The organism is Arthrobacter sp. NPDC093139 (assembly GCF_044754165.1).
In the GTDB taxonomy this organism is placed as follows: Bacteria; Actinomycetota; Actinomycetes; order Actinomycetales; family Micrococcaceae; genus Arthrobacter.
The window spans coordinates 50,137-66,396 of sequence record NZ_JBIVOO010000017.1; the positions used below are offsets into that span (position 1 = coordinate 50,137).

Genomic DNA, 16,260 nt, shown 5'->3' on the forward strand with positions numbered 1-16,260 from the left:
TGCCGGTATCGGAACGCCGCTCGGCTATAGCCGGCCGACGGACCTGCGGCGCCGAGTTCCTGCGCTGGTTCTCCGAAGAAACCGTCCGCGACTACGGCCGCTACCTCACCACCCCCGAGGGCAAAAACAAGATCCTCGTCCAGCACAAACCCGTCGGACCCTGCCTGCTCATCACGCCCTGGAACTTCCCCCTGGCCATGGCCACCCGCAAGGTCGCATCCGCCATCGCCGCCGGCTGCACCATGGTCCTCAAACCCGCCAAACTCACCCCCTCACTGCCCAACTCTTCGCCCAGACCATGCTCGACGCCGGACTCCCGGCCGGTGTCCTCAACGTCGTCGCCTCCGCCAGCGCCTCCGGCATCTCCGGTCCGCTCCTGAAGGACTCCCGGCTGCGCGAGGTTTCATTCACCGGGTCAACCCCAGTGGGCAAACGCCTTATGGCCGACGCCGCCCAGAACGTCCTGCGCACCTCCACGGAACTCGGCGGCAACGCACCGTTGATCGTCGTCTTCGAGGACGCCGACCTGGATGCCGCCGTCGAAGGGGCCATGGCCGCCAAAATGCGGAACATGGGCGAGGCCTGCACCGCCGCGAACCGCTTCCTCGTCCAGGAAACCGTCGCCGCCGAGTTCACCACCGCCAAGTTCGCCGCCGCCATGGGCGCCCTGGCCACCGGCCGCGGCACCGAACCCACCACCCAGGTAGGACCGCTCGTCGACGCCGGAGCAGTTGCCGTCACCGGCGGGGCACCCGTGGACGGACCCGGCTACTTCTACCAGCCCACCGTGCTCGGTGACGTCCCGAACGACGCCGAGTCCTCCGCCAGGCTCCACCGTCGCTCGTGCACCACGAATTTTGGTGCACAGCACCAGTGGGACCGTCTTTGTCCGCCAGGCTAACCCCTTATCCCGGGCACTTCCGTCATGCTGCTCATACTGAAAACCAACTGAGTGCCCGGACTGCTTGGTGGTTGACGGCCGGTCGGCTGGCGTTCCACGATGGATCGCACCGGCCCGACAGGTCATGTCCTAACTCGACACACCCCTCACCCTTCGGAAGGATCCTTTCATGGACCAGACGCCCGGATATATGTATGGAGATCGAAGGCTCGTTCAGAGTCCTGTGTCACTGGAGGACCTTGCCAAGCTCAAGGCCACTGTGCTGTGGAGCGATAAGGACCATGCACTGCTGAAGCGGGCAGGGGAAGTTCTCGTTCCACGTGCCGACCGTGTTCTTGACGTCTGGTATGGCTTTGTTGGAAGTTTGGACCATCTTCTCGTGAGCTTCTCCGACCCCCATGGCAATCCCAATGCCGATTACCTTGCTGCTGTGCGGCGGCGGTTCGCTGCATGGATTGCCGATTTGTGTGCGCGTGAATACGACCAGGAATGGCTCGACTACCAGAACGAAATTGCCCTTCGGCACACTGTGGCTAAGAAAAACGAAACTGACGGGGTCGACTCGACCAGTGAGATTCATCTCCGCTATGTTGTGGCCTTTATCGTTCCGCTGACAATGACCATCCGTCCATTCCTCGCTGAAGAGATCAGCGATCAGGATGAATTGGATGCGGTGTATCACGCATGGTTGAAAGCTGTGACCCTGACCGCGACGCTGTGGGCCCAGCCGTACAGCCCATCCTGGTAATCGCGCCGAGCCAGCGAACTGCTCCAGTGGCCGCTAGTAGTGGTTCCCAAGTAAGGTTCCTGGCCGAGATTACGGGATCAGTCGAGAGACGGTCGATCAGTACCTGCGTCAGGCCAAGCTGGCGTGAACCCTCGCCATCAGTTGACGGAATCACGCTTATCGGTGTGTGAAACAGGGGGAGTAGCAACTTGCGGGCCGGGTAGTCCGACGTGAGATTAGCAGGAGCTTTCCGTCTAGCTCCTGGGTACCTTGGCGGCTCACGTCCGGACGTGTCGTGCGCAAGGCACTCGTACCGCCGTCGGGGGATAGTGGGTGCCGTGCCTTACAAGCTCGAGCGATTACGTGAGAAGGGGCAGGTGCTGCGAGACCGTGAGGCCCGCCAAACACTGTAGAGGTTGGCTCTGGCGACACCTCTTTCTCCCATCTCATGGTGCCACCCGGTGTGTGATTCCAGAGCTGGCGGCCCGTAGTGCGGCGAAGAAGGGCGGGCGCGCGGACGTGTTGCCACATTCTGGACCCGCTCGCCCCTCGGCAACGAATCGCGCCATGCGATTTCAGAGATCGTCTTCGGGTCGGGCGGCCAGGATATTATTGGCCCTGACCTGCAGGATGCCGAGAGCCTCCTGGATCAGGGGCGATCCGATGCTGCCCCTGCGAACCGCAGCGACAATACGGCGCGCGGGCTTCCCCTTGCCAGTAATGCGCAGGCGAACCACGTTTTCGGCACTATGCAGGGGCGCCAGCCGCGGCAGTAGGCCCACGCCCAGCCCCGCACCAACGAAAGCGATGTGGGTTTCCCATTCTACGGCCTCATGGGCAATCCGCGGCGTCACCCCGACTGCCGTGAACGCCGCGGTGAATAGGGCATGGTAGGTGGAACCGGTGGCCTCGGTGATCCAGGGTTCCGACGCCAGCTCTTCGAGCGTCACCGTTTCCCGCGATGCCAGTGGATGGTTGGAGGGAATGATCACGTCCAAGGGATCGTCGAGCAGAACGGTCTGCTCGAAGCGCGGATCGTCCTCACCATAGGTGTCGGACTGCATCGCAACGACGACCGCGAGGTCGATTCGCTCGGCAACCAACAAGTCGAAGCAGCGGGCCGGGTTGGCCTCGAGTACCTGGACCTCCAGTAAGGGGCGTGTCGAGCGCAGCGTGGCGGCCAGCGGCGCGAGCAATTGGGCGGCCGCCGTGGAGAATCCACCGAGCCCAAAACGGGACTGGACCTGGTCGCCGGCCTCCATAGCCGCGGCGCGCAGGCTCTCCCATTCCGCAATCAGGGTGTCCGAGCCCGCCACGAGAAAGCGGCCCGTGGCAGTAAGTCGCACACCCCGGCCGTCCTTCGTCAGCAGCTGCATTCCAAGCACGCGCTGGAGCTCCCGCAATTGTGCGGAGACAGCGGAGGGAGAATAACCCGTGAGCTCCGCTGTTGCGCCAACGGTGCCGCACCGGGCAAACACCCGAAGTGTTATGAGCCGTGGATCAATCATGCACCCATTGTGCACCATTATCTCCTAAATCTTGCGCTTTTGTTGCAGGTGGATCCTCCGTAATCTCGTGACTAGAAACGTTTCGAGAACGCCAGCTGCACCCCACCCACCCGTGGTCCCCACGAATCGCACACTACCCAGGCCCCCCGGGAGGAAACACATGTCTGTTCCAGTGAACTTGCCCCTCAATTCACGCGGAAAACTCGCGTCATCATTGCCTGCCGAGCAGCTGGCGGAAATCACCGAGTTGTTCGATCTCCGGCGCGTGGGATATTCCCTCGATGCCCCCTTCTACACCGATCCGACGATTTTCAACATCGACATGCAGGCCATTTTTGGCAAGCACTGGATCTTTGCCGGCAGCATCGCCGAGCTCCCGGAGCCGGGCGACTACGTCACCGTCGACTACGGGCCTTACTCCCTGATCGTTCTGCGCAACGACGACGGCGGCGTGAACGTCCTGCACAATGTGTGCCGCCACCGCGGCGCCCGCGTCCTGACCGAACCCGCGGGGTCAACGGGAAACCTTGTATGCGGCTATCACTCTTGGACCTACTCCCCCAACGGCGATTTGATCCATGCCTCGGCACCGGGGGAAACGAAGTTCGACAAGGGCTGCTTCGGCCTCAAGCGCGCCCACAGCCGGGTGTACGCCGGACTCATCTTTGTCTGCATTGCGGACGAACCGCCGACGGATTTCGACGAAACCGGAAAGATCTTCGAGCCTTACCTCGCGCCCCACGATCTGTCGAAGACGAAAATCGCCTACCAGCAGAACATCATCGAGGAGGGCAACTGGAAGCTCGTGATGGAGAACAACCGTGAGTGCTATCACTGCGACGGCCACCCGGAGCTCGCTTGTTCCCTCTTTCCCACCTGGGGCCTGACGGAGGGCCTGGTCCCGGCCCATCTCGAGGAAGTGTGGGACCGCAACAAGGAAGCGCAGTCCTCGCTTGAGGAGCGTTGCAGGCGCTATGACCTTCCCTATGAGGTCGTCGAGGAGCTCGACACGCGCATAGCGGGAATCCGCATCTCACGGGAATCGCTTGACGGTGAGGGGGAATCGTTCTCGCCCGATGGGCGCAGGCTCTCCAAGAAGCTGCTCGGTGACTTGCGGGACTTCCGCCTTGGCCGCTGCTCGATGCACCTGCAGCCTAACAGCTGGTTCCATTTCCTCGGGGACCACGTCATCACCTTCGCCGTCTTCCCCGTCAACGAACACCAGACACTGGTACGCACCACCTGGCTGGTGGCTGACGACGCCGAGGAAGGCGTTGATTACGATCTGGAGAAACTCACCTACACGTGGAAGCAGACAAATCTGCAGGACAAGGCGTTCGTGGAGCTGTGCCAGAAGGGCGCCAGCAGCCCCGCCTACGAGCCCGGGCCCTACATGAAGAGCGAATACCAGGTCGAGGCGTTCATCAACTGGTACGTACAGCGCGTGCAGGAGCACTTGGCATGATTGAACTCCGCACTGACACGGCAATCCAGGAACCACAGCGCATTCGCGGTCTGGAGATGCCGTGGAACAGGGTGATGGGCAGCACCGAGGGACCCGCCCGCGCTGCCCACGCATTGGGCCCCTGGCATCCGCAGGAGTTCACGGCGGAATGCGTCGAAACCGTTCCCGAGGCGGGCGGCATGATGACCTTCGTGTTCCGCCGCTGCGACGGTGCGCCCCTGGCGTTCCGTGCGGGCCAGTACGTGAACGTCGCCTTTCCCGTAAACGGCGAGGACCAGGATCCGGTGGACCGCAGCTACTCGCTGTCCAGTTCGCCCACCCAGCCGTGGACCTTCAACATCACAGTCAAACGCGACCCCACTGGACTCGTCTCCCCCTGGGTGCACGAGAACGTCAAACCCGGCACCGTCCTCGAGATGCTCGGACCGGTCGGGGCATTCCACCTGCCTGACGCCGACCGCCGGGCGCGGTATCTCCTGCTGGCCGCCGGCGCAGGCATCACCCCCATTATGTCGATGGTGCGGACCATCCACTCCCTGCCCGGACAGGCCGATGTCGTGGTGCTCTACCATGGAGCGGAGGCCGGAGGATATGCCTTCCACCAGGAGCTTGCCTACATCGCCTCCGTGGACTCGCGAGTCAAGGTCTTCTACGCCCTGGGTGACCGCAGCAAACCCGAAGGGTGGGAATGGCTCAGCGGAAGGCTGACGGCGGCCATGCTCGACGAAGTTGCCCCGGATGCCAACGGCCGCCAAGTCTATGCCTGCGGCCCCGAGGGTTACCTGAACACCGCCACCGAGCTGCTGGGGAAGGTCGGCGTCGACGACACCTCCATCAACATGGAATTCTTCTCGGGAGATCGCCAGACGCTCCTTGAATACCAGGCGGAGATCGCGCTGGCAGAGGACATTGCCGAGGAAATCGCCGAGGAAATCGCCGATTCCGCCGAGGACTACTATGAAAGCCAGCCCACAGCGTTCGGGCTATACGAACCCAGCTACAACGCCGAGGGACCCCTGAAGGCCACGGGGCTGCCGCTGGAAATCATGGACACGGCGCCCTATTCCGAAGCCTCCGACGGAAGTTCGGACGTGGGGCCGGAGGCCGTGTCGCCTGATGCCACGAGCTTCAACACGGTCGGAACGGGAAGCCTCACCCTGTCCTTCATGCGCACCGGCATCAATGTGCGCATCGACCCCGACGAACACATCCTCGGGGTAGCCCAGCGTGCGGGCGTCAGGATCGGCGCGAACTGCAAGGAAGGGATGTGCGGCTCCTGCAAGGTCGTCAAGCTTTCCGGAGACGTCGAGATGAACCACCAGGGCGGGATCCGGGCACGGGAAATCGATGCAGGCAAGTTCCTGCCCTGCTGCTCCACTGCGCGGACCGACTTGGTGATCGATGCCTAACCGCTTCCAGCTGCTCTAGGCCAGACTGCATCAGGGATTGTTTTCACGGCAAGAATACAAGTGCGAGAATGCCACGCGTGGCGTTTAGCTTGCCCCCATGGATGCGCGGGCTCCCCCGCGACACAAACCGCGGTGGCGGTAGCAGACGCGCCGTTTTCCGATCCGGCCAGAAGCGACACCAAAGCACTTGGAGAAAGCCGCCCGTATCGGTGGGTTCACACGGGTTGAGGCCGCTGCGCGCACCAGTGCCTTATCAAGATAAGTCTGGGTAGAGTACACCCAAAACTGACATCGTGGAGCCGTCGGTCGGCGAAGCGCTGCCATTGAGGCGACCTCTTGAGGGAGCACGGTGAGTACGTCAGCTCTGGCGTGGTAATGCGGGCAAGCGTAGCGTCATTGGAGAAGCGGCAGTGACGTTTGCTGCGTCACGTAAAGGTCGGGAGCGCCGTTGTTATTCTTGAGGGGACCGCGATGGCTGGGTGGAATGCTGATACGGCAGCCGGCCCGTTAGGGGCCGGGGCTGTCACTGTGGTCGAGGGATCGTCCTTCTGCATTTCCTTGCCCAACGGGGACATCAGTGCTGAACACCCGCACGGTCTCTTCGTTCAGGATGCCCGCATACTTTCCGGCTGGCGCCTGGCTATCAATGGCCAGGCGCTTGAACCGCTGGCGGCAGAGACGAAGGAGCCATACCGGGCGCTGTTTGTTGGACGGGTATCCCGTTCCGACGGGTATGCGGACAGTCCCATGATTGTCGAGCGGCTGCGCGAGGTTGGCGGCGGCATTCAGGAACAGATCACCGTTTACAATTACTCCCCGGGACCGATCGATTGCGTGGCCACTGTGGGGATCGAGGCGGACTTCGCGGACCTCTTCGAGGTAAAAGAGGCACGGGTCCAGCGGCATTGGGATGAAACCCGCCAAGTTGACGACGAAACGCTCACCATCCAGGCTGCCTGGCAGGAGGTCCGGAAGGGCGTGATTATTCAAGCCCCCGGCGCGGACGTGACACCGGAGGCTCTCACCTACCGGGTGTCCATCCCGCCGCACGGGCATTGGAACACCACCCTGACGGTGGTCCCCAGCACGGAAGGAGTGGGTTCCGGTGCGGCATTCATCCATCCCGCAGGGGACGGAATGTCTCCACGGGACCGGCGCCGGCGGGAGTGGGTGGCGAAGATTCCGGTCCTTCAGATGGGCAACCGCTCGATTGAAAGAACCTTGCGTCGCAGTTACGACGATCTGGGTGCCCTTCGGATCGAGGACCCCCATCATCCGGACCGCGTAGTGGTGGCCGCCGGTGCGCCCTGGTTCATGACCCTGTTTGGAAGGGACTCCCTGTGGGCCTCAGTAATGGCGATGCCGGTGGACCCGTCTCTGGCCCTGGGAACGCTCCAGACGTTGGCAGACCGCCAAGGGAAGGTAGTAGACCCGATGTCAGAGGAGGAACCGGGCAAAATCCTCCACGAGGTCAGGCTCGACGTCTCCAGCGGCTTATCCCTGGGCGGCAAGTCCAGCTACTACGGGAGCATCGACGCCACGCCCCTGTTCCTGATGGTCCTTGGAGCGGTCAGCCGTTGGGGCTTCGCCAAGGACACCATTGCTGCCCTGCTGCCCCATGCTGACCGCGCCTTGGAATGGATCCTGGACTATGGGGACAAGGACGGCGACGGCTTCGTCGAGTACGAGCGCCTCAACGATCAGGGCCTGATCAACCAAGGCTGGAAGGATTCCTGGGACGGTATCAACTTCGCTGACGGAACCTTGGCTGAACCGCCGATCGCGCTCTGCGAGGTCCAGGCCTATGTCTACGTCGCCTATCTGTCGCGCGCGTGGCTGGCGTACGACGCCGGAGATGCGGCTCTTGGGAATGAACTCGCCGACCGGGCCGCTCAGCTCAAGAAACAGTTCAACGAGCAATTCTGGCTCCCTGAACGCGGCTACTACGCCATCGCCCTGGACGGCAAGAAGCGCCAAGTGGACGCCTGCGCCTCCAACATGGGCCACTGTCTGTTGCAAGGGCTCATTGACGAGGACAAGGCCCCACAAGTGGCCGAACGGCTGATGTCCCCTGAGATGTTCAGCGGCTGGGGCGTGCGTACCCTCGCCAGCGACATGGGCGCCTACAACCCAGCCAGCTATCACAACGGCTCGGTTTGGCCCCACGACAACGCAATTGTCGCCGCTGGCCTGCTCCGGTACGGCTTTGTGGCCGAGGCGCAGCGTATCGCTACAAGCATGCTGGACGCAGCCGAGTATTCCGACGGCCGCCTTCCGGAGTTGTTTTGCGGATTCAGACGGGACCATCTGTCCGCACCGGTCCCCTATCCCACGGCTTGCTCGCCGCAGGCGTGGGCAGCTACCGCGCCGATCCAGCTGGTGACGAGCCTGATGCGGTATGACCCCGTCGTTTCCGTCGGGGGTGTATGGATGGATCCGGTTCTTCCGGAGGCATTTGGTGACCTGCATATCACCAATGCTCCTCTGGGTGGTGGCCGGATCACGATCGACATTGCCAATTCCGTCCCATCTGTCCAGGGACTGCCCGAAGGCATGGCGTTTCACCGGGGGCACCGTCCGTGGATGTCTGAACTGGTCGAGCAGGCTGACCGCCGCCGAGCGAAAGCGCGAGGAAGGCCTTGATCCTATTGGCGTCCTTTCTGCCTTCGGACAAGTCCGCCGGGGACTCTGATTCCGTGTCTCGCAATTACTGGAACGGCTTTCGCGCTCGAAAGAGGCCGGGGTTATTGCCCTCATTCACTTCAGCGGCAGCGAGACCACTGAAGAATCCGTTGCTGATAGCAGTAATCAACATCGGCCGGCGGTTCATGGCTGGGAATACGCCTTCGGGTATGGCCGCGCAAGGTTCAGGAGGGCCGGGACAATGAGCCTGCGTTGAGGTGGGCGAGGACCTGGTCCACGAGGGAATCCGGATCCTCGCCTATATCCAGGACTAGATGGGCTTCATCTGTGCCCGGTGCCTCCAGGGTCGCCAGTTGAGACTGGAGAAGGGTGCTGGGCATGTATTCGTGTTCTCTGCCGGCCAGCCGTGCGGAAAGGGTGGCCGGATCACCGGAAAGGTGAATGAAAACAACATCCGGCGCGTGATTTCGGAGGAGGTCACGGTAGCGGCGCTTCAGGGCGGAGCAGGCAATGATGCGCGACTCAGCCCCATCTGAGGTATCTGCCAGCGCCGCTCCGATTTCGGCAAGCCACGGCCATCGGTCCTCGTCGTCCAGCGGTGCCCCTTGGGCCATCTTCATTTTGTTGGCAAGGGGGTGGTAGTCATCGCCATCGGAAAAGGGAAGGCCCAGGCGTTCACCCAAAAGTGCCCCGATCGTCGATTTTCCGCAGCCACAGACGCCCATAACAACCAGCGGTGCTAGCTTCTTACACATTTCCTTGTGTCCCCTCTGACGGACCAAAGTGCAGGAGCACCTTCCCGGATTCGGCCGAGTTTCGCGCTACCTCGAAGGCTTTGAGGGCCTGCCCGAGCGGGTAGTCGTGGGTGATCACAGGTTCGATCTGCAGGGAACCGTCGGCCAGGGCCGCAATGACCTCATCAATTTCGTCGTTGAACCGGAACGAGCCGCGGAGCTCCAGTTCACGGACGATGGCCAAAGAGATCAGCACCGGCTGCGGCCCGGTGGGCAGCAGTCCCACCATCACCACAGTCCCGCCACGGGCGGCGCCCTGGATGGCGGAGGCGAGGCCATGGTGGTTGCCTGAAGACTCAATGACCACATCGGCTTCGACGCCAGCGATCGCCTCGGCATCACCGGCGGCAAGGACTTGGTCCGCTCCCACTGCCGTTGCGATTTCCAGCGGCTTGGCATGCACGTCGACCGCGACGATCCGGCCTGCGCCGGCCCGCTTCAGGACCGCAACGGCCAGCGCGCCGATCGGGCCGCTGCCTATCACCAGGGCTGTCTTGCCTGCGACGTTTCCGGCCCGGGCCACTGCGTGCCAGGCGACACTGGCAGGCTCGATCAACGCCGCCGTCCTAAGATCAAGGGCTTCGGGCAGAGTCCTGAGCATCCGGGTAGGAAGGTTTACGTAGCGGCTAAATGCCCCGTCGGTGTGGGGGTAGCGGGCCGCGCTGCCCAGGTACGTGCATCCGGGCGAGAGGTTGGGCCTGTCCGCCGGATACCGCGCCCCGCCTGGTGCAGGGGTGGCCGGGTGCACGGCAACCGCGGTGCCCGCTGCAGGGCCGGTCCCGTCCGCCGCGGCCTGTACTACCCTGCCACTGATTTCGTGTCCCAGTACCAGTGGCGCCTTCAGGATTGATTCTCCGGCCGCGCCGTGCAGCCAGTAATGCAGGTCGGACCCGCAGATGCCGCCATAGACGACCTCGATTACGGCCTCGTCCGCCGCCGGCTCCGCCAGCGGCACCTCGTCGATCCGCAGGTCACCCTTGGCGTGTGCCACCAGGGCTGGCCCTGAGGAGGGGAGGGTTGTGGTTGTTGTTGCGGCCATCAGACCACCACCGTCATTCCGCCGTCGATGAAGATCGTCTGGCCGTTCACGAAGTCCGAGCCGCTCGAGGCCAGCCACACTGCCGGGCCGGCCAAGTCCTGGACGGTGCCCCACCTGTGCGCCGGGGTGCGGCCCAGGATCCAGGAGTTAAACTGCTCGTCATCCACGAGGTTCTGCGTCATTTCGGTGTGGATGTAGCCCGGCGCGATGCCGTTGATCTGCAGGCCCGAACCGGCCCACTCCGCGGTCATGGCACGGGTCAGGTTCCGCAACCCGCCCTTCGCCGCAATATATGGCGCGATGGTGGGGCGGGCCAGGTCGGTCTGCACGGAGCAGATGTTGATGATTTTGCCCCGGCCGCGGGGGATCATGTGGCGGGCCGCTTCCCTGCCTACCAGGAACGCGCTGGTCAGGTCCGTGGAAATCACCCGTTCCCAGTCCTTCACGTCCAAGTCCAGCATCGGCACGCGGTGCTGGATGCCGGCGTTGTTCACCAGGATTTCCAAGGGACCGACTTGCTCCTCCACCCAGGCGATGCCTCGTGCGGCCTCGGCATCGCTGGTGACGTCGAACGCGATGCTGTGCACCTGCCCCGGCGCGTATTCAGCGGCCATCGCCGCTTCAGCGGACTTCAGCCGTTCCCCGTTAACGCCGTTCAGCACCACCGTCGCCCCGGCATCGGCCAGGGCCCGGGCCAGGGCATTGCCGATCCCCCGGCTTGAGCCGGTTACCAGCGCAACACGCCCGGTCAGATCAAAAAGTGTATTCATGAATAGCAGCTCCTTCGCCGCGCGGATAAGTGGCTAATGGGATGCCCGGCTGCCTTAGAAGGGGCCGCGCTGCACCAGGTTGACCGGGGTTTGCCCTGCAGCCAAGGCCTCGAGCTGCTGGCGCAGGAGTTTGAGGATCCTGGGCTGGAAGGCGGAGGCGTTGCCGCCGACATGCGGCGTGATTAAGGCGTTGGGTGTTGACCACAGCGGGTGGTCCTGCGGCAGTGGTTCCGGATCGACGACGTCCAGGGCGCATTGAAGGCGTCCGGACAGGACTTCCTTGGTCAGTGCTGCTGTGTCCACCACCGGCCCGCGTCCCACGTTCACCACCAGTGCACCGTCGGGCAGGGCGGCGAGGACCTGTTCGCCGATCAGGTGGTGGGTCTGCTCGCTCAGCGGCAGCACGGTGACGAGGATGTCGTGGGTGGTGGCGAGTGCGGTCAGGTCCGTCGGCGCGTGCACGTGGCCGTGCTCGTCGGTCCGCGCAGCGCTTCCTACGCGCGTGACGGTGACCTCGAAGGGTTCCAGGCGGCGGACGATCTCGTGTCCGATGCCGCCGACGCCGACCAGCAGTACGCGCCTGTCTGCCAGGGACTGGCGCCGCTCGGGCCGCCAAAGGCCGTATTGCTGGTCACGGACGGCTTGGTCGATGCCGCGCAGCTTGGCCAGGATCAGCCCGACGGCGAGTTCCGCCGTCGCTGCTGCGTGGACGCCGGAGGCGTTGGCGACCCCTGCTGCCGGCCCGGCGGCTTCGATGACGCCGTCGTATCCGGTGGATTGCGTCTGAACGAATTTCAGGTCCTCAACCTGGGCGAGGGATCCCAGGACGCCGGAGGCGTCGATGTAAGGGAGGATGACGCCATCGATCTCCTTCGGTGTGCCCTCTTCGGGGTCCGACTTCATGTCCCAAACGACTCCCTTCAGGCCTGCCGGGAGGGGTGAGAGGTCGGCGAGCAGCTGGGGGTCGGGGAAGCTGACGGTGCGGACTGTTTGCATCTGAAAGACCTATCGATTCTGTGAAGTGTGCTCGTGGCCGGGCTTGGGCTGCTAGCGCCTGTTGAAGGTCAGCCCGCCGGGAACCTGGAAGGTGGGCATGATTTCGAGCATGCCCACGTTCACGTGCCGGGGAGTTTCGATGGCGTAGTCCATGGCGTTGACGATGTCGTCGGTGGTCAGGGATTCGTAGCCTTCGTAGTACGTCTTCCAGGCCTCGTCCATGGCTTCGGGGGTGCCGCCCATGTTGCGGCCGAAGATTTCCGTTTCGACGCGTCCCGGGCAGAGCTCGGTGACGCGGATGCGCTTGCCAACGGTGTCGTTGCGCAGCTGCCGTGAGATCTGGTGCACTGCTGCCTTGGTGGCGTGGTAGACGGTGTGGCCGTAGAAGTTGTAGACGCCGGCGATGGAACTGATGTTCACGATGTGGCCGAGGTCGCGCTCCACCATGCCCGGCAGGACCAGCCTGGTCAGCTGGAGCAGGCCGCGGAGGTTGACGTCAACGAGTTCGTCAATGTCGCTTTCCGAGGAGTCCAGGATGTTGCCGGGCCGGGATACTCCGGCACAGTTCACAAGGACATCGACTTCAAGACCGCCGACGGCGGCTGTCAGCGCCGCGGTGTCGGTCAGATCGACGACGTGGGGTACGGCCCCGGTCTTGTCGGCGAGGTCCTTCAGCCGCTCCTCGTTGCGGGCCACGGCGTGGACGGCGAGTCCCCGCTTGGTGAGGCGTTCGGCGATGGCCGCGCCCATTCCGGTGGACGCTCCGGTGACGAGGGCAGTTGAATAGTCTGAGAATGGCATGGATGTCTCCTGGTCGGTTGCAATGCTCTGCTGGCATTGTTTATGGCTGCCCTGATGCGCAGCCCGAAGTGGTGGGTGTGGTTATGCGTCCCGCAGGGGCAGGTGTGCCCGGTCCTTGACGGTGCTGACCGCGGCGAGGGTGCCCAGTGCGGTGATGACGGCATAGAAGGCCGGCATGTAAATGTTGCCCGTGGATGAGATCAGCCAGGTCATCAGCAGCGGCGCGGTGCCTCCGAAGAGCGCCGAGGAGATGTTGTATCCGAGCCCGTAGGCGGAGTACCGGACGCGGGTGGGGAACAGTTCCACGATCAGGACGTGGATCACGGCGGTGTGGCCGGCGAAGACGATGGCCATGATGCAGGCGCCCAGGATGGCCAGTGCCATTTCGCCGGTGGCGATCAGGGCGTAGGCGGGAATTCCGAGGATGGCCATGGCGATGGCTGATCCGGCGATGACTTTCTTGCGTCCGATGCGGTCCGAAAGTGCGCCCATGAAGGGGATGGCGATGCAGATGACCACCAGGCTGCAGGCTGTGACGAGGAGTGCTTCGCCGATGGTGAAGTTGAGCTGTTTGCCCTTGAGGAACGTGGGCATGTAGGAGAACAGGACGTAGTAGCCGGAGCCGTTCATGAGCGGGATGAACAGTGCCAGCAGCATGGCGCGGCGGTGTTCGGCGGAGGCGAAGGCTTCCTTCAGCGGGTTCTTGGACAGACCGCCTTCTTCCTTGAGCCGCTCAAAGTTCGGGGTGTCGCTGATGGCCTTGCGGATGTACCAGCCGATGACGCCCATGGGGATGGCGACCAGGAACGGGATTCGCCATGCGAACGAACCGAAGCCGCCGCCGTCGATCGCTGCCTGGGTGAGCCAGGGGGACATGGCGTAGGCAACCAGGGTGCCGGTGAGCAGGGCGGCAAAGGACGCGATCTGTGCGTAGGAGGTGATGATGCCGCGCTTGCCTTCGGGTGCGTGCTCGGCGAGGAAGGTCATGGCGCCGGCGGCCTCGCCGCCGACGGAGAAGCCCTGGAGAAGGCGGAGGAACACGAGCAGCGCCGGTGCTGCTATTCCGATCGCAGCGTAGTCGGGCAGCAGGCCGATGCCGGCCGTGGCGACGCTGATGAGCAGGATGACAAAGACGAGCAGTTTCTGCCGGCCGATCCGGTCTCCCAGCACCCCGCAGACCACCGCGCCGAGGGGGCGGACGAAGAAGGACACGGCGTATCCGGCGAAGACGAACAGCAGGGCGTTGTCCGGGTTGCCGGGTGCCAGGAACACGAGGGCAAGGGTTCCGGCCATGAAGGCGAAGATGCCGTTGTCGTAGAGTTCGACGAAGATGCCGACGCACCCGGCGGTCACTACCTTGCGGGTTTGCCTCGCATCGAGGCGGTCATGCTGCGGGACGGCCGCGCGCGTTGATGTTGACATTTTCATTCCTAACTTGATTCTGATGCAGATAAAGCGGGCGTCAAGCCCTCGCCTAGCTGTTGGCTGCCGCCAGAAGCCCGGCCCGGCTGGAACTGGTTCCGATGCCCAGGAGGGCGAAGACCGTGTTGACTGTGGCGCGGAGCGTTTCCAGTTCTCGCATGGCCGCCCGGTGCTCTGCTGTGGCTTCGGGGACAGTGGTCTTGCGGAAGGTGATGGTATGCCCCGGCCGGGCCTGGGCCAGGACGTCCAGGGAGCGGCTGGTGGCAACTGCGAGGACGGGGTACCCGGCGGTGACTCCGCGGCCCCGGTGCAGCACGAGCAGCTCCTCGCGTGAGGGGACTTCGACGGCTCCGACCGGAACGCCGCGGGACAGGACTTCCCCGCTTGACTGTCGCTCGGGAAGGGCTCCACCAAGGCGCAGCCCGATGTGGTTGCTCCTGGGGCTGACAGTGTATTCGGTGTTGAACAGCAGCTCTGCCGTCTCGCCGAATTCATGCACGTCCGGACCGTCTGTCACCTCAATGACGGGATGATTGCTGAACTCAGGCTTGGTCAGTCCCAGCCGGAACAATGGAAGGTCAAAGTAGGGCTGCCTGATCGGGGGAACAGTCCTGGAGGTTTTGAGTTCGGTGCCTTCCGCCAGCTTCAGGCCGAATCCGATGACGGTGTCGGGTGCGCAGCTTCCGAGGAGTTCCGGGGCGGTGATGGAGCCATGGACGGAGAGATAAGCGCGGAGTCCGCCAGTGATTCCACGGACCGCGATGGTCTCCCCTGCCCGGACGGACACTGGTTCCCATTGCTGGCATTCCCGCCCGCCGACCGTGAGGGTCAGGGGTGCACCGGTGACGGCGATGAGCAGATCCGTGGTGGCGCGGGCCCGGAAGTCCAGGGCGGTGATTTCGATCAGTGGGTCGTTCTCGGCGTTGGCGGTGAGGATGTTCGCGGCCCGCGCGGAATATTGATCGAGGGCGCCGTTAACGGGCAGCCCGTACCGGGGTCCCCGGAAGCGGCCGAGGTCGGTGACCACGGCATGACCGGGCTGCTGAATGATCAGTGATCCGCTCACTGCCTGGCCTCCAGTTCCCGGCCGGCCAGGAGTGGGAACTCTTCGGCCGTAATCTGGTGGAAGCGAAGCACGTCGCCGGGCTGGTATGGCACGAGCGGTTCCTTGGTGGCGTTCAGCACCGTCAGTGGTGTTTGGCCGATGACGCACCAGCCGCCGGGTGCCACTGCCGGGGCTATGACTGCCTGCCGGCCGGCGACGGATACGGCACCTGCCGGCACGGACAGGCGGGGGTCCTTCAGCCGGGGAACGGGGAGTGGAAAATCGGGGCCGTCCATCATGGGTGAGCCGGCCGGGGCACCGAGGCAGCGGATGATGTAGGACTTGGCTGTGTGGAGGGCGATGATTTCTTCGACCGGCAGCTGTTCGTGTTCGGCAACGCGCTCCAGGTCCGGGCCGTACTCCCCTCCGTACACTACCGGGACGTTGAACTCCCGAGGAGCCCGGGTAGGTGCACCAAGGTAGTCGAGCTGGCGCATGCCCAGGAGGACAAAGGCACGGACTTGGCGGGCGGAGGTGATGTAGGGGTCGAATTCCACGAGCAGTGAGTCGTAGGTCGGCACGGCGCCGTGGACGCCATCGGCTCCGGCGGCTTCGAGCCATGCGGCGAGGGAGTGCACGGTGGTCCAGTTGGCTTCCCTGTCCGGGGAACCGGCGACGACGCGCAGTGCCGCGTCGCCTGACTCGATGATCTCCACCGGAGTGGGTGTTGAAGTGGCCAT

Annotated in this window: 13 protein-coding genes and 1 pseudogene; 5 read left to right on the plus strand and 9 right to left on the minus strand. The window is 63.8% G+C overall.

Annotated elements, in window-relative coordinates:
- Positions 1–38: 38 nt before the first annotated feature.
- Positions 39–814: pseudogene (locus ACIP90_RS19410) on the plus strand (aldehyde dehydrogenase family protein); the annotation flags it as partial.
- A 256-nt stretch (positions 815–1,070) separates the two neighbouring features.
- On the plus strand, positions 1,071–1,649 hold the full coding sequence (locus ACIP90_RS19415; RefSeq protein ID WP_400581295.1) for a protoglobin domain-containing protein: 579 nt from the start codon (positions 1,071–1,073) through the stop codon (positions 1,647–1,649).
- Between the two features lie 554 nt (positions 1,650–2,203).
- Here ACIP90_RS19415 and ACIP90_RS19420 read toward each other — a convergent pair.
- Positions 2,204–3,136, minus strand: a complete 933-nt coding sequence (locus tag ACIP90_RS19420; protein WP_400581296.1) for a LysR family transcriptional regulator — start codon at positions 3,134–3,136, stop codon at positions 2,204–2,206.
- A 160-nt stretch (positions 3,137–3,296) separates the two neighbouring features.
- Between ACIP90_RS19420 and ACIP90_RS19425 the strand changes: the two genes are divergently transcribed.
- The 3 genes from ACIP90_RS19425 to ACIP90_RS19435 all read left to right on the plus strand — a co-directional run bounded on the left by ACIP90_RS19425 (position 3,297) and on the right by ACIP90_RS19435 (position 8,653).
- Positions 3,297–4,601, plus strand: a complete 1,305-nt coding sequence (locus tag ACIP90_RS19425; protein WP_400581297.1) for an SRPBCC family protein — start codon at positions 3,297–3,299, stop codon at positions 4,599–4,601.
- Positions 4,598–6,010 (plus strand): ferredoxin reductase, encoded by a 1,413-nt coding sequence (locus tag ACIP90_RS19430; RefSeq protein WP_400581298.1) that lies wholly within the window; start codon positions 4,598–4,600, stop codon positions 6,008–6,010. The genes ACIP90_RS19425 and ACIP90_RS19430 overlap by 4 nt, the downstream gene beginning before the upstream one ends.
- A 471-nt stretch (positions 6,011–6,481) precedes the next feature.
- On the plus strand, positions 6,482–8,653 hold the full coding sequence (locus ACIP90_RS19435; RefSeq protein WP_400581299.1) for a glycogen debranching N-terminal domain-containing protein: 2,172 nt from the start codon (positions 6,482–6,484) through the stop codon (positions 8,651–8,653).
- 224 nt (positions 8,654–8,877) lie between these two features.
- Here the strand turns inward: ACIP90_RS19435 and ACIP90_RS19440 are convergent, their stop codons facing one another.
- The 8 genes from ACIP90_RS19440 to ACIP90_RS19475 all read right to left on the minus strand — a co-directional run bounded on the left by ACIP90_RS19440 (position 8,878) and on the right by ACIP90_RS19475 (position 16,260).
- A complete protein-coding gene (locus ACIP90_RS19440; RefSeq protein ID WP_400581300.1) occupies positions 8,878–9,408 on the minus strand; it encodes a gluconokinase in 531 nt (176 codons plus the stop codon).
- A complete protein-coding gene (locus ACIP90_RS19445) occupies positions 9,401–10,486 on the minus strand; it encodes an L-idonate 5-dehydrogenase (protein ID WP_400581301.1) in 1,086 nt (361 codons plus the stop codon). Before ACIP90_RS19445 ends, ACIP90_RS19440 begins: the two co-directional genes overlap by 8 nt.
- Positions 10,486–11,256 carry an SDR family oxidoreductase gene (locus ACIP90_RS19450; protein ID WP_400581302.1) on the minus strand — a complete coding sequence of 257 codons (771 nt, stop codon included), beginning with the start codon at positions 11,254–11,256 and terminating at the stop codon, positions 10,486–10,488. The genes ACIP90_RS19445 and ACIP90_RS19450 overlap by 1 nt, the downstream gene beginning before the upstream one ends.
- A gap of 54 nt (positions 11,257–11,310) precedes the next feature.
- Entirely contained in the window at positions 11,311–12,252 is a 942-nt protein-coding gene (locus tag ACIP90_RS19455; RefSeq protein ID WP_400581303.1) for a 2-hydroxyacid dehydrogenase, read from the minus strand.
- Positions 12,253–12,303: 51 nt separating this feature from the next.
- A complete protein-coding gene (locus ACIP90_RS19460; protein ID WP_400581304.1) occupies positions 12,304–13,053 on the minus strand; it encodes an SDR family oxidoreductase in 750 nt (249 codons plus the stop codon).
- 81 nt (positions 13,054–13,134) lie between these two features.
- Positions 13,135–14,475 carry an MFS transporter gene (locus ACIP90_RS19465; protein ID WP_400581305.1) on the minus strand — a complete coding sequence of 447 codons (1,341 nt, stop codon included), beginning with the start codon at positions 14,473–14,475 and terminating at the stop codon, positions 13,135–13,137.
- 52 nt (positions 14,476–14,527) lie between these two features.
- A complete protein-coding gene (locus ACIP90_RS19470; RefSeq protein WP_400581306.1) occupies positions 14,528–15,541 on the minus strand; it encodes a biotin-dependent carboxyltransferase family protein in 1,014 nt (337 codons plus the stop codon).
- The gene (locus tag ACIP90_RS19475) at positions 15,538–16,260 is read right to left on the minus strand and encodes an allophanate hydrolase subunit 1 (RefSeq protein WP_400581307.1); all 723 of its coding nucleotides are present in this window, start codon (positions 16,258–16,260) and stop codon (positions 15,538–15,540) included. The genes ACIP90_RS19470 and ACIP90_RS19475 overlap by 4 nt, the downstream gene beginning before the upstream one ends.

Bases quoted from the DNA above. Each gene is read 5' to 3' on its own strand.
- ACIP90_RS19425 (WP_400581297.1), top strand. From the start codon at position 3,297: ATGTCTGTTCCAGTGAACTTGCCCCTCAATTCACGCGGAAAACTCGCG.
- ACIP90_RS19445 (WP_400581301.1), bottom strand. From the start codon at position 10,486: ATGGCCGCAACAACAACCACAACCCTCCCCTCCTCAGGGCCAGCCCTG.
- ACIP90_RS19475 (WP_400581307.1), bottom strand. From the start codon at position 16,260: ATGGCCACTTCAACACCCACTCCGGTGGAGATCATCGAGTCAGGCGAC.
- ACIP90_RS19450 (WP_400581302.1), bottom strand. From the start codon at position 11,256: ATGAATACACTTTTTGATCTGACCGGGCGTGTTGCGCTGGTAACCGGC.
- ACIP90_RS19430 (WP_400581298.1), top strand. From the start codon at position 4,598: ATGATTGAACTCCGCACTGACACGGCAATCCAGGAACCACAGCGCATT.
- ACIP90_RS19435 (WP_400581299.1), top strand. From the start codon at position 6,482: ATGGCTGGGTGGAATGCTGATACGGCAGCCGGCCCGTTAGGGGCCGGG.
- ACIP90_RS19415 (WP_400581295.1), top strand. From the start codon at position 1,071: ATGGACCAGACGCCCGGATATATGTATGGAGATCGAAGGCTCGTTCAG.
- ACIP90_RS19455 (WP_400581303.1), bottom strand. From the start codon at position 12,252: ATGCAAACAGTCCGCACCGTCAGCTTCCCCGACCCCCAGCTGCTCGCC.
- ACIP90_RS19465 (WP_400581305.1), bottom strand. From the start codon at position 14,475: ATGTCAACATCAACGCGCGCGGCCGTCCCGCAGCATGACCGCCTCGAT.
- ACIP90_RS19440 (WP_400581300.1), bottom strand. From the start codon at position 9,408: ATGTGTAAGAAGCTAGCACCGCTGGTTGTTATGGGCGTCTGTGGCTGC.
- ACIP90_RS19420 (WP_400581296.1), bottom strand. From the start codon at position 3,136: ATGATTGATCCACGGCTCATAACACTTCGGGTGTTTGCCCGGTGCGGC.
- ACIP90_RS19460 (WP_400581304.1), bottom strand. From the start codon at position 13,053: ATGCCATTCTCAGACTATTCAACTGCCCTCGTCACCGGAGCGTCCACC.